This window comes from Microcystis aeruginosa FD4, from assembly GCF_009792235.1.
Lineage (GTDB): Bacteria > Cyanobacteriota > Cyanobacteriia > Cyanobacteriales > Microcystaceae > Microcystis > Microcystis viridis.
In genome coordinates, this window is sequence record NZ_CP046973.1 from 4,854,961 (window position 1) to 4,868,591 (window position 13,631).

At 43.5% G+C, this 13,631-nt stretch carries 16 protein-coding genes and 1 pseudogene; 8 read left to right on the plus strand and 9 right to left on the minus strand.

Going from position 1 to position 13,631, the window contains the following annotated elements:
• Window positions 1–302: 302 nt before the first annotated feature.
• The 3 genes from GQR42_RS24085 (at window position 303) to GQR42_RS29205 (ending at window position 2,405) form a co-directional block, all read left to right on the plus strand.
• The gene (locus tag GQR42_RS24085; RefSeq protein ID WP_158201905.1) at window positions 303–1,013 is read left to right on the plus strand and encodes a glycoside hydrolase family 24 protein; all 711 of its coding nucleotides are present in this window, start codon (window positions 303–305) and stop codon (window positions 1,011–1,013) included.
• Between the two features lie 645 nt (window positions 1,014–1,658).
• Complete coding sequence (locus tag GQR42_RS29670; protein WP_257792605.1) at window positions 1,659–1,781, plus strand: hypothetical protein; 123 nt, start codon at window positions 1,659–1,661, stop codon at window positions 1,779–1,781.
• Window positions 1,782–2,093: 312 nt separating this feature from the next.
• A complete protein-coding gene (locus tag GQR42_RS29205; RefSeq protein ID WP_271971370.1) occupies window positions 2,094–2,405 on the plus strand; it encodes a hypothetical protein in 312 nt (103 codons plus the stop codon).
• Here the strand turns inward: GQR42_RS29205 and GQR42_RS24095 are convergent.
• From GQR42_RS24095 to GQR42_RS24110, 4 genes and pseudogenes are all read right to left on the minus strand, one after another.
• Window positions 2,338–2,520 (minus strand): annotated as a pseudogene (locus GQR42_RS24095) (type II toxin-antitoxin system VapC family toxin); the annotation flags it as partial. The gene GQR42_RS29205 and the pseudogene GQR42_RS24095 overlap by 68 nt on opposite strands.
• Window positions 2,517–2,774 carry an AbrB/MazE/SpoVT family DNA-binding domain-containing protein gene (locus tag GQR42_RS24100; protein WP_158201906.1) on the minus strand — a complete coding sequence of 86 codons (258 nt, stop codon included), beginning with the start codon at window positions 2,772–2,774 and terminating at the stop codon, window positions 2,517–2,519. The gene GQR42_RS24100 and the pseudogene GQR42_RS24095, both read right to left, overlap by 4 nt.
• Window positions 2,775–2,887: 113 nt before the next feature.
• Window positions 2,888–3,964, minus strand: a complete 1,077-nt coding sequence (locus tag GQR42_RS24105; protein ID WP_158201907.1) for a DUF1822 family protein — start codon at window positions 3,962–3,964, stop codon at window positions 2,888–2,890.
• 109 nt (window positions 3,965–4,073) lie between these two features.
• On the minus strand, window positions 4,074–5,519 hold the full coding sequence (locus GQR42_RS24110; RefSeq protein WP_158201908.1) for a hypothetical protein: 1,446 nt from the start codon (window positions 5,517–5,519) through the stop codon (window positions 4,074–4,076).
• A gap of 322 nt (window positions 5,520–5,841) precedes the next feature.
• Between GQR42_RS24110 and GQR42_RS29210 the strand changes: the two genes are divergently transcribed.
• Window positions 5,842–6,027, plus strand: coding sequence for a hypothetical protein (locus tag GQR42_RS29210; protein ID WP_139374494.1), 186 nt, complete (start codon window positions 5,842–5,844; stop codon window positions 6,025–6,027).
• Window positions 6,028–6,219: 192 nt separating this feature from the next.
• Window positions 6,220–6,915 carry a hypothetical protein gene (locus GQR42_RS24115; protein ID WP_158201909.1) on the plus strand — a complete coding sequence of 232 codons (696 nt, stop codon included), beginning with the start codon at window positions 6,220–6,222 and terminating at the stop codon, window positions 6,913–6,915.
• 381 nt (window positions 6,916–7,296) lie between these two features.
• On the opposite strand, the gene GQR42_RS24120 is transcribed toward GQR42_RS24115, so the two are convergent.
• Complete coding sequence (locus GQR42_RS24120) at window positions 7,297–7,545, minus strand: hypothetical protein (protein WP_233271153.1); 249 nt, start codon at window positions 7,543–7,545, stop codon at window positions 7,297–7,299.
• 359 nt (window positions 7,546–7,904) lie between these two features.
• Between GQR42_RS24120 and GQR42_RS24125 the strand changes: the two genes are divergently transcribed.
• The 3 genes from GQR42_RS24125 (at window position 7,905) to GQR42_RS24135 (ending at window position 10,898) form a co-directional block, all read left to right on the plus strand.
• On the plus strand, window positions 7,905–10,058 hold the full coding sequence (locus tag GQR42_RS24125) for a patatin-like phospholipase family protein (protein WP_158201910.1): 2,154 nt from the start codon (window positions 7,905–7,907) through the stop codon (window positions 10,056–10,058).
• A gap of 139 nt (window positions 10,059–10,197) precedes the next feature.
• A complete protein-coding gene (locus tag GQR42_RS24130; protein ID WP_158202569.1) occupies window positions 10,198–10,461 on the plus strand; it encodes a thermonuclease family protein in 264 nt (87 codons plus the stop codon).
• A gap of 41 nt (window positions 10,462–10,502) precedes the next feature.
• Window positions 10,503–10,898, plus strand: coding sequence for a hypothetical protein (locus GQR42_RS24135; RefSeq protein ID WP_158201911.1), 396 nt, complete (start codon window positions 10,503–10,505; stop codon window positions 10,896–10,898).
• Between the two features lie 37 nt (window positions 10,899–10,935).
• Here the strand turns inward: GQR42_RS24135 and GQR42_RS24140 are convergent, their stop codons facing one another.
• The 4 genes from GQR42_RS24140 to GQR42_RS24155 all read right to left on the minus strand — a co-directional run bounded on the left by GQR42_RS24140 (window position 10,936) and on the right by GQR42_RS24155 (window position 13,530).
• Complete coding sequence (locus GQR42_RS24140) at window positions 10,936–11,370, minus strand: hypothetical protein (protein ID WP_233271154.1); 435 nt, start codon at window positions 11,368–11,370, stop codon at window positions 10,936–10,938.
• Entirely contained in the window at window positions 11,367–11,744 is a 378-nt protein-coding gene (locus GQR42_RS24145) for a hypothetical protein (protein WP_158201913.1), read from the minus strand. Before GQR42_RS24145 ends, GQR42_RS24140 begins: the two co-directional genes overlap by 4 nt.
• Before the next feature lie 9 nt (window positions 11,745–11,753).
• Window positions 11,754–12,947, minus strand: a complete 1,194-nt coding sequence (locus GQR42_RS24150) for an RNA-guided endonuclease InsQ/TnpB family protein (RefSeq protein WP_158201914.1) — start codon at window positions 12,945–12,947, stop codon at window positions 11,754–11,756.
• 124 nt (window positions 12,948–13,071) lie between these two features.
• The gene (locus GQR42_RS24155; protein ID WP_158201915.1) at window positions 13,072–13,530 is read right to left on the minus strand and encodes a hypothetical protein; all 459 of its coding nucleotides are present in this window, start codon (window positions 13,528–13,530) and stop codon (window positions 13,072–13,074) included.
• Between the last annotated feature and the right edge of the window lie 101 nt (window positions 13,531–13,631).

Consider the following 13,631-nt stretch of genomic DNA (forward strand, 5'->3'; position numbering starts at 1 on the left):
GAAGGGGGGGATGCGATACGCCCTGACAGCAAGGCTTTTCAGCTATCAGGAGAGTAAAGCTTTTCTCGAAATGTATCATATAAGATACATTTTGTCCACAAAACCCAAGAGAGCCATCCAGAATTTAGAACCGTAAGTGTATAGGTTGATTTTGCTCACAACTACTAACGAGTGTAACGGTTCGCAGTCGTATGAGGTACATGAGCACGGACTACAAACCAGTCTAAGCAAAGCTTTGCCTGTATCTCACTCAATTGCGTATCGCTATAACTGAATCGAGAGCTAACAAAAGGAGAAATTACATGGCAGAATTAAGTTTGACCGCCCTTGAAGATACCGTGATCAAGCGATTTACTATCGATAGCACGGATATTGACAATCCAGGAGAAAAGTTTGATTTAGAAAAAGGCGAAAAAATTGGTATCAACTGGTATCGACCAGCTTCCAAGAATCATTGGGAATTTGAACTCAAATCTCCCCACGGAGGCTTTTTCAATTGGTACGTTTTCCAGCCGCACGTTCAGATTAACGATCCCACACCTGCACATACTGAAGCTTCAGGAAGCAAACAAGTCATGGCTTTCTTAGATGCCATTGCTTGGCCAGAAGGGACAGATAAGAGCGTTGGAGATGGTGTAAGGACAGGATACAATATCATGTTCACTGGCAAGACATTTTCTAGTTTTGCCGATCATCCTCGTCGTGTTATATGTTCAGGCAGCTTATGCTCGGATGCAGCAGGGCGATATCAATTCCTGAGCAAAACTTGGGATGGAGTTGCCAAAAAACTAGGCTTGAAAGATTTTTCTCCTAGCAATCAAGACAAAGCCGCCATTCAACTCATTAAACAACGAGGTGCATTAGACGAAATAGAAAAAGGTAAAATCAGGGCGGCCTGTGACATCCTAAGCTGGGAGTGGGCTTCTTTACCACCAGGTCGTTATGGTCAGCCCACAGTTACCTACGAGAAAATGGAGCAACTGTTTAAACAGGCGGGGGGAGTACTAGGGTAGTAAAACTTAGTGCGATCACCTCTTTCTAAGTGGATTGATACGGCTAATTTAGTGTATTTAATTGGGTGGGCAATGCCCATCAAATCTCGAACATCTAATACCTCATTTTATTCGTGTCAATCAACTACAAAATTCTACTTGTGATGATCGACAAAATTGATCACACGAGAAACAAGAGGGCAGGGTAAATTTAGTATACTTCCTATTGTCTAAGGCTATTATCTAAGGGGCTGAATGGTATTTTCCCGTAAGCATGATCCGTGATTGGTGAATCCATCCTATTTGCTCTTTTCCGCAGGCAATAGTTGAATACCAGCCATTTATTGGACTACCTAGCCCATTCACACTATTTGTAAAGTGATACACAGAAATTGTGACTTTTTTGGTAATGCGACAGACAATTTTTCCATTAGGTTGAGATCGAACATTAGAAGGGATTTTCTGGACTATTGCGTATTCTGCCATGACAGTTGAAGCAGATAATGGTTGATTGAATGTCAATCCCAGATTCATTAAAGTAAGAAACGTGATTTTCAAAAAGAAGTAAGTATTCATGAGGTGTTGTCGAGTAAAGATTAATTATAACTTGAGCGTTGTTCAGTTACGATCAAAAGCCCAAACTGACTCATAGCGGAAACAGCGAGCATGGCCAATAAACACCATACAGCTTACCTCAAGATGTCGGGAGAGCCAGTCACTACGATCGCCAATCTGGTAGGTTGGGTTGACGTGAGGAAACCCAACAACCAATTAAAAGTTATCTTGTAGTATCAAAAATACTAATCTTGATCGATAAAGTTATCGATCATCATTGCGATCGCTGCTCTTGTAGGGTGCATTAACGAAGTGTAATGTGCCTTAATTTATGGCAAAAACCCGTCATCTTCTGTCAAATAAATTGAAGATAGGATTTTTCTTCGCCTATCATAAATCCATCCCCTAAAATAACCATAAGGAGACCATCTCACTCAATCTAAACTACTTACAGGAGAAGGAAAAGTTGGGACATACGACGACTTGTTAAAATTGGGTCGTAGAGGAGATAACTTAACACCTCATCATGTACCATCCAACGCTTACATGAAAGCTAAAATCAAAGACTACACAACTAATCAAGGAATAGCTATCATGATGGAACATTTATCCCCCGGAAAAGGAGGTCGTCATCGTCAAACCTTATCTTATGGTAAAAGTCCAGACTTAACTCTTTCCCCTCGACAAACCTTAGGGCAAGAAGTTTGGGATATTCGCTCTATTTATCTGCCAGCGAAACAGTCTCGAAGGTCTGTAGGTTATCGCGGATCAAGTTTTGGGCGACGGCAGGAGAGATTTTGGTTTTGGGAATGCGCGTTAGAACAGAATAGAGTTCTGCTAGGGTATGCGTGGCCATAAGTCCCTGAATTTGCTGGGATTGGGCTTGAAGGAGAAAGGGCAAGCAGGCCGAATGATGAGTGTGCCCAGTCAATAGGGCAGCGATGAGAACAGAGGTATCAAAGAGACATTTCATGGGGGAAATTGGCTTTGAATGCGTTCCTCGCGGAGGTCATCAATAAGGGTATCGAGATTGCCGAGGGGCGGGGTTTCTAGCACTAAGGCACTGCCTTGACGTTGGACTTTAGCTTCTTGGTCCAAGGGTTGTAGGATGATGCAGCCTTGTCTAACCTCAAGATTGAGGGATTGGGCTGTGGTTATGCCGAGTTGTTGACGGATTTCTAGAGGAATTTCTAGTTTTCCGGTGTCATCGATCGCAATTGCCGTCATGGGGAACGCTCCTAGGGATAGAACGAAAGTTTGGCTCTTTCAATAACGCTATAAATTCTATCCCCTGTAAGGTAGTTTTGCCTGCGTAGAAAACGCCCATGACACCCCAAGGCCTAGAGTTCAAAATTCTCGCAGAGGCAGCTGTCACCGAGACTAACCACAATACTAAAGGGGATACCAGAGCGCCCTTTAAAAGATTTCAGTTGAATATAGTTATCTTGCGTTCTGGAGCGGACTTCTTGAAGCTTTTTACCTGCCTGAGAAAGCAACGTTAACTTGATCTGGGGTGGCAGATATCGCTCCTCACCGGCCGGATGTAACTGAACCAGTACAGATAGCTGATTATCGGCTTCTTCTGTAACATTCACCAACAAGACCACTCTCTGTCCTTGCAACTCCATCCCCAAGTCAATAAGCTTGCCGCGTTTTGCACCCTCTCTCTGATTGCGAGGACTCCAAGCAAGATGGACTTCTGAACTAAACAGATCGTCGAGCGCTTGCCATCCTGCTGCAAAGACCCCCTGTATCCACTGTCCTAACTGGATAGGAGTTTCTTGAGATGCGGTTAATGGGGTTTCAGAGATTGCTTCAGGCGTTGCGGTATGCTCCGTTGAAATGACGGGCAATAGTATTGAGGCAGGTTCTAGAAAATCACAGTAGAACAATAAATGATTGGGTTCAGGATCGAAAACAGATAGGGGAATTTGATAATAATCGTTTTGTAAACCATTACTGACCCGATGGCAATAATTCCTGAGTCGGTCAGAGCGCAAAAAGCCTCGAATCATTAACCGCTGCTGCTCTTCACAGACCTCAAGCAGGACATAGAAATGAGCGACAAGAGCCGGCTGTTCGATCGCTTCTCTGGGGATTTCCGCTACTTCATCCAGCACCTGCTCTTTGACAATTAAATTTAGCTTAAATTCATCAATTTTCAGGTTGTAAACAGCCCCAATCTGATTGATACATTGAGTTCGATCGATGCAGTGTGATGGAGCGCGTTTCTCTAGCCATTGCTCAAAACCCAATAGTGCCAGGGCATTCAGATAGAGTTGCCACTGACCCGCTTCATTGACTGAGGGACTGGCTAGGGGATTGACTAGCGCCTGCTCAAACTGTTCTGGTTCAAGCCCAATGGCTTCAGGTCGCCTAGGATTTAAATCTGGTGGGATCGCTGAAAAACTAAACATTACGTAACTCCTTGTGAAACCTTGGTACACTAGACCTCTTGCGTAAGTGCGGTTTGATCCCCCTGAATCCCCCTTAAAAAGGGGGACTTTTTGGACTTTGGCAAGAGAGCTACTCTTCTAAGTAAAAGCAAAGCTGTTGAGCATATACACTTTTCATCAGACGATTCTTTCCCGCTTGAATTTCTTCAAACGCTTCCTGAAATATTTCTGCATCTGCCAGCGCCTCGATTTGCTTGGCTAAATTTTCTAAATAATCGGGTTGAGGAGGAAGAGCAGTCAGTCCTTTCTCTTCAGCTTTCTTCAGCATTTGTTCAAGCACTTGGCGAATTGTCAACGTCCGAACAGTGTTAATTAACTCTCCCGGATTCAACACCCGTCTTGCTTGCGCCCAACCAGACATTTTTAATAAATCAGCAATCTCTTTCAGGGCGATGCCCTGAGAATAATAGAGGTGTAATCCTGGAATAAATCGATCGGCGAAGGCAGCATATCCTTTGCTTTTTTTTAAATAAGTAATGCGATCGCTAATTGCCTGCTTAATGGAATGAACTAAGGCAAGTTGAAGCTGTTTGTGGAAGAATTCCAACATTTCTTGTTGCTCTTGCTGCTCCACATTATATTCACTGGCAATATCCTGCGGCAGCTCTGAGCGAATCAGGCGATCGCCTGTCTCGGGATCTTCAACTTCTAACGGTTCTCGATGGCTCCAAAGGTCAAATTGTCTAAGTTGTAGTGCCACTCTTCGCAGTTCTGCGATCAATTGGTTGGGCTGAATTGTGATATTTCCTGCTTTTAAATAAGTCACCATCTCTTGAAGTTGTACTGATGTGGGGTCTAGACAGGGTTTCGTACCCCGGTGTTGCTGATGCCTGTCTCGACGATAGACGGCGTGGAAGGCGGCAATTAAGTGGCGATCGCGTTCTGCCAGTTGTTGCAATTGTTTCGAGCGAGTGCGATTGAGTAGCGCCCAGTCGCTCAATTGTTTGAAGCCAAACTCAGATAAAAAATTCTTTAATTCTGGATTTTGTTTGGTTTGTAAATAAGTCCAGTTATCTAAGCTCATACTGGATTGAGCGTTGGGCTTAAAGGTTCGCAGAATTTGCAGTGAGAAACATTGATAAGCCGTTGTTTGAGGCTTGCCAGTGGGGTCTAAGGTGAGATAGTTTTTGCCATCTGAGTCTAAAACCATCAGCGTTTTCCCGTCGTCATTGAGGACAAACGGCAGCAAATCTCGATAAGTAAAGGCTCGATCGTCTCCGAACAAGCGATCGATTTTGCGGCAGGCGTTGAGAATCGGCTCCGAAACGTAACAGCGCAGGCATAGTCCCGCCTGCGCTCTTTCTGTGGTATCAACTGCTGGAGCTTGAAAGCGGGATAGCAAATTAGCCTGGAGATTTCTCTGTTGGGAGCGATCGCCCCTATCCTCCTCTGCCTCACTTAACCCTTGGCTTTGAAAAAAATCATTTGCCAACGGGAGGAAACAACGCTTGTAGCCAGTGCGATCGCTGGCAGGGTCAATGCGCCAAAGGTGGCAGTATCTTGATGCAGCAGTCATACTCTACGCTCTCCTCAAGTCCGTTGAGCTTGCGATTAGCTCACCTGATCAATAGATGTCAGCCATTTTAGCTTATACAGGAAATCGGAAAAAAACCGGGGAGATCTAGATTTAGACAAGATGGCTCAGTTCCAGATTTTCCAGAACTGATCATCCCTTGCCAGACCTAAGAATTTCTAGAATTTAACCTTCAAGTGTATAGGTCGGTTTAGCTAACAACTACTAACGGGTAGAAGGAAAGCAAATGAGTCGAACCCGATGTTCAATAAAACTCAGTTCTTCAAATTTAATTACAACCAGCTACTTAGGAGATTCATTTCCAATGTCATGTCCCCAAGAAAAGAAAATAACAAGAAAAGACGATGGCACTGATGTGTATGAATACACTAATGCTATTGGAGAGAGAAAATCTTTCGAGGTTCCTCCGGGACATATTTACCGATGCCTAAATGGAGAATGGGTGGTTATAAAAGTTCCTAACCCTCCCCCTGGCTTACAGACAAGCTAACATAACAAACCCACAACCAACTAATGGGCATATAAGCAAGGGACAGATTGGTTATGAAATCTAAGCTCTTGAGGCAAGGGGTTTAAGCCCCTTATTAAAATCCTAAGCACGATGGCTACTGCTATATTTGTCTCTCTCAATATGCCCTAACTACAAAACTGATTGCTATAAACTTTACGAATCATTAGTTCAATGACTAAACATAATTGCTTGTCGCTTTTTCCTTTCACCCGCATTGCTCTTCCTTCCTTGAAATGTTTCCTTTTGCCCTTTAGCATTCCTCTTGGCTTAGGTATTATTTTTTCATATCCAAGTGACGCTCAAGTCGCTAACTATGGAAGAAGTCCCAGTCTTAACATATTAACAACCCCTGGTGGTACAGGTGCTTCATCATATTCGTTTGCCCCATCGAATGGATGGACTTGTCCAACTCCTGGCCTTTCTATTGGTGCCTATGGAGGGGGCGGTAATGATTGGTCAAATGATTTTACAACCCATAATTCGGCTGGTTCAGGTATAAACAACTATGGTATCGCCGCAGGAATCACAGTTCCTTTTGGAGGAGATTTCTCAAAGTACTGCAATGATTATGCAAAATCAGTTGCGGAAAGGACACGCATGGAAATGGAAGCAGTTCGCAGAAACAATCAACTAACACTTTTAACACAGTGCTATTGGTTATTCCAGAACAGAATTAATACAGATCAACCTGCATTTAAAGATAAAGACGGAGCATTTTCATCTTTAAGTGCTTGCGATAGTTACGATCCTCAATCTATTCAAGGTGGAGAGAACACTTCAACACCTCAACGACTGGAAAGCCCAAAGCCACCAGTAACCGAAATAATACCACAGCCTGCTTCTAACTTAATTATCCAGCAGAAATAGTTTCTTAATGGGACTTAGGCATTTTCGGGCAGCAAAAAAGGCTCAAACCATTACGGGACAAAGGGTTAACCTCGATTTATGATTTTCCTTGATATATCTGGGTTTCAGCGATTTTGGGCTTCTCGAAGTAAATCCCAAGCAGGGATTGGGGTTGAGGCTTTTCTCGATTTGTTTTTTGTCTAAGTCCCATTAGTTTTTTCGTTCCACGCCAGCAACCGTTAACCTAAAGTGAGAATCTTTGGTAACATAAACTACCCGTTCGCCACCGATGTTATGCTGTCTCTTTGCTTGGCCTACTTCGGATCTTGATAGCTTTCATGTTAGTTCTCATTCTCGTAAAGCGTCAAGACCCTGTAAAGGTGTTCAGTTTAGTGAACATTCTCACTGTGACAACGCTTGTATCCAGTGCGCTCTCTCTGTGGTATCAACTGCTGGAGCTTGAAAGCAGGATAGCAAATCAGTCTGGAGCTTTCTCTTTTGGGAGCGATCGCCCCTATCCTCCTCTGCCTCACTTAACCCTTGGCTTTGAAAAAAATCATTTGCCAACGGGAGGAAACAACGCTTATATCCAGTGCGATCGCCGGCGGGATCGACTCGCCAAAGGTGGCAGTATCTTGATGCAGCACTCATACTCTACACTCTCTTGAAGTCCGTTGAGCTTGCGATTAGCTCACCTGATAAATAGATGTCAGCCATTTTAGCTTATACAGGAAAGTGGCAAAAAACAGGGGATAGATAGATTTAGACAAGATGCCTCAGTTCCAGATTTTCCCTGACTTACAGTATCCCCTGCCAGACCTAAGAGTTTCTAGAATTTAACCTTCAAGTGTATAGGTCGGTTTGGCTGACAACTACTAACGAGCAGAAGGAAAGCAAATGAGCTTAACTTCCCAAACAAACTCAATTTTTTACAGGAGAAAATCATGTTCACTTTCACTCTGTCAATCATCTCTATCGCCTAGTTAACACTTTGAAAATAGGACAAAATCATGAACACTACGAATTCAAAACAGAAACTAAACTACATTCGACAGATCATCATCGGCATCGGCATCGGCATAATTGCGATCGCTGTAGTGGTTTGGTGGCACATTCCTGATTCTTTCTGGAAATATCTTTTTTTCTTGCGTGCGCCTATTCTCTGGGGTTTACTGCTGGTGACACTCCCTCTGGTGGCCACCTTATGGCTGCCAGCCATGCTGAGAAATTTATTTGTTCTTCGTGGTCCGGGGCAACTTATCTCTGTAATTGTCAGTGCAAACATGGCGGCAATAGGGGTCATTATTAATGCCTATATGCTTCTCAAAGGTGCGCCAGATCGTTTTGGACTATCACCATGGCTCGAAATTTCTGACATCTGGCAATATGGGTCGGCGATCGCTTTGAGTTTACCGATCTGCGTCACCGCTTATAAGCTTTCAAAAGAGGAAATTAAAGAAAAGAATCCCATCCAAGGAGTGATTTTCAGCGTGTTCTTGAGTTTGGTGCTGTTGTTTGCAGTGATTCAGACGAAAACCTGGATATTTACTAACTTTGCTCACAATAAGTTACTCATTAGTTTCGTTGAATTCATTACCAGACATAAAACTGAAGGCTATATTCTAGGAACACAGCCAAAACCACAGCAATTCCTTGAAGGTCATCTGAGTAACATCGCCTTTTTTATAGTTGCCTTCATCGTCTATGGCATCATTGGTTTGAAATTTCAGCCGCAATCTCAACCATCCGATCAGAAAAAAGAAGCGGCTGCCCTAATGTATGTGATGCTAATCCTCATGATGATAGCACCCTTGTCTGGAAGCCTAACCTTCTATTTCGATTACTATCGCGTTCCTGTCTTTCTGCTCTTTGTGGTTATTGTTGCTTTGATGTATGCGCTGTTTAAGGTGGATCACTTTTTTGAATTAAACTTAAATGAGGCAAACAATCATGATCCCAATGATTTTAAAACAGCAATAGAAAAACGACTCGAATATCAAGGAAAAGAAAAGGAAAAGACTTTAGTTGTTGTCTGTGCGAGTGGGGGCGGCATTCAAGCCGCAGGCTGGACAGTTCAAGTTCTGACGGGATTACAAGAAATGTTAGGTGAGTCGTTTACCAAGACAATTGGTTTTATTAGCTCTGTTTCAGGTGGTTCAGTTGGAACGATGTATTATCTCGATCGCTTCGATCCCAACAAAACATATCCTGATCGTAATGAGTTTGAAAATATCTTTAAGAGTGCTACTGAAGATAGTTTGGATGCGGTAGGTTGGGGATTAGCTTATCCTGATTTGTGGCGCATTGTTGGGCTTCCTTTTTTCGCTCCCAAAACGTGCGATCGGGGAGCAGCAATGGTGACAGATTGGCAAGGAGAGTTAAAAAATCCCAATAGCAAACAATTTTTATCTACTTGGGGCGAACAAATTTTAAATGGTAAAATTCCCATCCCTATTTTCAATGCGACTCTGGTTGAAGATGGTCGTCGATTTCTAATTTCACCGATGACTTTTGGTCATATCAACAAATCAGTGGATTTTAATACCCTTTATGCGGGATATGACATTGATGTTGTCACAGCCGCAAGACTCTCAGCAACTTTTTCTTATGTCTCGCCTATTTCTCGCTATGTTGGTGAAAATCCACAAGGGAATTATCATATTGCCGATGGTGGCTATTTCGATAATTCTGGTGTGGTGACGATGGTGGAATGGCTCAATGAATGGCTAGACCCCCAGAAAGGACTTAACATTAAACGAGTTCTTTTGTTACAGATCAATGCTTTTCCTGAATCTACTCCCTCGAAATCTAATATTGAGGGAGGCTGGTTTCAGGCGATAATAGGTCCCTTACTGACCTTATTCAGCGTCCGTGATACCACCCAGTTGTCTCGAGTTTCTACTGAAGTAGAACTTCTTCAACAGCGATGGGAAAATCAGGTAAAGATCGCATATTGTCCTATCTTTTTTCCAAAGAATGGTAAAAATGGTGAATATAAACCACCTCTGTCTTGGACACTAACGAAAAAGCAAAAACAAAATATTAAAACCGGATGGTGCGGAATTAAGGAGGAAATTGGCAAGCAAATTGGGGAGCAAATTGGGGAGGAGTGGAAAAAATGGGGATTTGAAGACCCATCTCAAAAATCAACCAATGAGAAATAGCCAGCTTCCTACGGTTGCGCTTTATCCCCAATAATTTAAAGTGCGATCGCTTTTTTTTGACCTTCAACTGATCCGCGATCACTTTTTGAGGTTTTTATAACTGCGATCTCTCCTCAACCGGGCAAATAACCAAGTCACTATCAATGCTATCGATACCGGGAGCGGAGCGCTGGCGAAGCCAGATCGCTTCGGTCGTACCGTGGCAGAGGTGTACGCCAACGGTCAGCTAGTTCAACTTCAGCAGGTTAAGGACGGTATGGTTTGGGCTTACGATCGATTCAAGGGCAACTGTCCAAGCTGGAATGAAATCGAAAGGGCTTTTAAAGAAACTCGCTCGAACCGGAAGGGAATTTTCGGGGGAAATCCGATGCCACCCTGGGAATGGCGACAACGGAATCGGTAGTTTTTTATCTGTAGAGATAGAGAAATTCGGAGAGGGAAACTATGAACAGAGATATCATTACTGGAATGGACGGCGAGATTTATGCCAGACGCGATCTAAGTCGGGAATGGGGCGGGGCGATCGATCTGGGAACCGCAAAGACCGGAAAAAGCTTTGGTGTTAACGGTCATTTAGGGGAAACTAATTGCCTCGGCGTTTGGGATAGTGTGGACAGACTCAAATTCAGGACTTCGCGTAACCTTCGTTTGGAACTCGCCACCGACCCCAACGTGATCACCGAGCTAGTGCGATTCGATAGTAAGGGTGTCGCCACCGTCGTCGGTTCGGTTGAATACGGCGACCGACTGTCTCTCAATTTAACACCGGGTCGCTACGGCCTCAGCTTCTTTGTCGAGGGAGATTTGATCTCCTATCAGGTTAATGCCAGTTTCATTTAGGGCGTTGACTAAAAATCAAGGATAGCGACCGCCGACATCAGCAAAGACCGTTCAATTTTCCCAAAACAGCCTGATGTTTCTGCCGCACTGACCTTTCCTCGGTCGATGTGCGCTGGTTGCCGATAGTCGATAGGTCGATTTCGATGGCGAGCCTTCTTTGCTGAACGTAATCCCGCCAATTCTTTCGCTCGATAGCATCGAGTTCTTGGCATATTTCGGCAGTCAGCCGATAATCGACACTAGGAGCCAAAACTTCCCCGTCAAAGTGACCGCCGGCAGTGCAGCCTGGATTATGACAGCGTGGCAGTTTATCCCGGTTGTAGTCATAACCATCGATGACAAGGGCAGCGAGGTGATGGTGAACGATCCCCCTGTCATGACAGCAGAAGCAATTCCAGCGGGGCTGCCAGATTTCTACCTCCGCTCCTGGTTCCTTGTCTGGACGCATCGGCTCCCTGGGGAGTTTTTTCAAGATTTGTTCCCCCAAACTAAATTGTTGGTAATCGCCCAGTCCGCAAAAGCTTTTCTTGTCTCCCACTCTTCTGGTGGTCCTCCTTGGGCTACAAAACGACCTTTTCCTTGCCGTATTTCAGCAATCCACTCCTCTCGTTTGGAATGGTTCTCCCAATCCCTTTCTTGTAATTCAGATTGAAACATCTCGTAATACACGCGGGAACGTTCTTTACCCACGCCGTTCTTGCTGGCCAGCCATGCTTCGATGTCGTGGATGGGTGGGTTGAAGTCTTTCACCTTCTCCCTGACAAAATTGAAAAATTTCTCTCTCGCCGTATCTGAGAGAGATTTATTGACACTCCCGTCGCTAAAAGCGAGGGATTCTTGGTTCACTGAGTTTCCTTAATCTGACAGGACGTATCCAACCAAACCAGAGGGAATCTCTCCCCAAGCGTGAGTTCCGGTATGCCCTACCGTACTTAGTCCCTTTTTGAGAATATTGATAGCGGCGTTAATATCTCTATCTTCTACATAGCCACAGTGGGGACAAATATGGGTTCTCGTAGATAGAGATTTAGGTACTTTTTGATCACAATTAGAACAGTTTTGACTCGTGTTATGGGGGGCTACTGCTACCGTGGCCTTACCGTATTTAAAGCCAAAATACTCTAACCATTGTCGAAAAGTTGACCAAGCCACATCACTAATAGATTTAGCAAGTTTAGAGTTTTTTACCATGCCTTTAACATTTAAATCGACCTGAGCAATAAAATCGTTAGATTTAATGACGCGCAATGCCTCTTTTGAGGCAAAGCCTTTACGTTGCCTACTTACTCTTAAATGCTTTCTAGCATATCTCTTTCTAGCTTTTTGGTAGTTGTTTGATTGGGGTTGACCTTTTCTAAACTTTTTAGATTTCTTCCGATTCAGACGATTTAATCTTTTTTCTGCCTTGCGATAGTATTGCGGTATTTCTACCGTTTCTCCATCACTGTTAGCGTAGAAAACTTTTAAACCTACATCCAACCCTACACATTTTTTAGTAGGTTCAAGAGGTTTTGCATATTCCCGAACATCTAAATTAATACAGAATTGGACATAATAACCGTCAGCACGTTTGACAATCCTAACTCGTTTAATTTGGTCTATAGGGTAAAAGTTTAGGTCTCTGGTTCCTTTCAGTTTAACCGTGCCGATGTTTTTCTTGTCGGTAAAAGTAATTTTCTTTCTATCCTCCGATAGTTTCCATCCGGAGTGTTTATATTCTACAGAACGATTATTCTTCTGAAACTTAGGATAACCTTTCTGTCCCTTCACACCTTTTTTACAATTGTCATAGAAACGAGAAATAGCAGACCAAGCCCGTTCTGCTGATGCTTGTCTAGCTGTAGAGTTAAGGTCATCCGCAAACTTAAACTGTTTGGCAAGAACCGCACAATATTTATTGAGAGAATATTTATCTACTTGATCCTCTCGCTTAGAATCCATCCAAAGTCTTAATGCTTTGTTTCTGATGAATTGTACTGTACGAATAGCCTCATCAATGGCAGAACACTGACTTGGTTTAACCACGGCTTTCATTTCTAAGACAATCATTGTTTATCGACCTCAAACAACTTATTTTATACTAACATATCCAGCACAAAACTGTCAAGGATTTAGTGGTGCTTCGCTGTTCTATATTGGTCGGGTTTCATCCCGTCAGTGAAACTGAGGGTCTTCACCCGACATTTAAGATAAAAATCTGATAAGAATCTGGAGGAACGACGGAAGCTTTGACTGGTAAGGTTTTTGATGGGGTCAAAGTCTCCGATTTGTCCAACGAAGTCTCCGATTTGTCCAACGAAGTCTCCGATTTGTCCAATGAGTCTCTATTTTGTCCAACAGTCTCCGATTTGTCCAATGAGTCTCCATTTTGTCCAAGAATCACTACGACACCGTTAGGGGCTTCCCAGTCGATTAGTTTCTTGTCTTTGAGTCTCTGAATCCCTTTGTAAAAAGCTGCTTTGCTGATTCCAAGCTGTTGGCTAATCTCTCTTTGGTGTAGAGTTATTTTCCAGCCAGGAGCTAGGCGAATCCTCAAGTAACAGTAGAGTAGGGCTGTTGAAGAAATCAGACCGCACTGGTGAAGGGCGATCGCCTCCTCTAAGATCATTCGATAGTGTTGCTGTTTCATCATCTTGGGTAGGTAACGTTTCTCTCCCCGTAGTCTGCTTACTACTTACATCATTACCTCAATATATCAATATGTCAATATCTAAAGGGATAAATGTCTGAAGT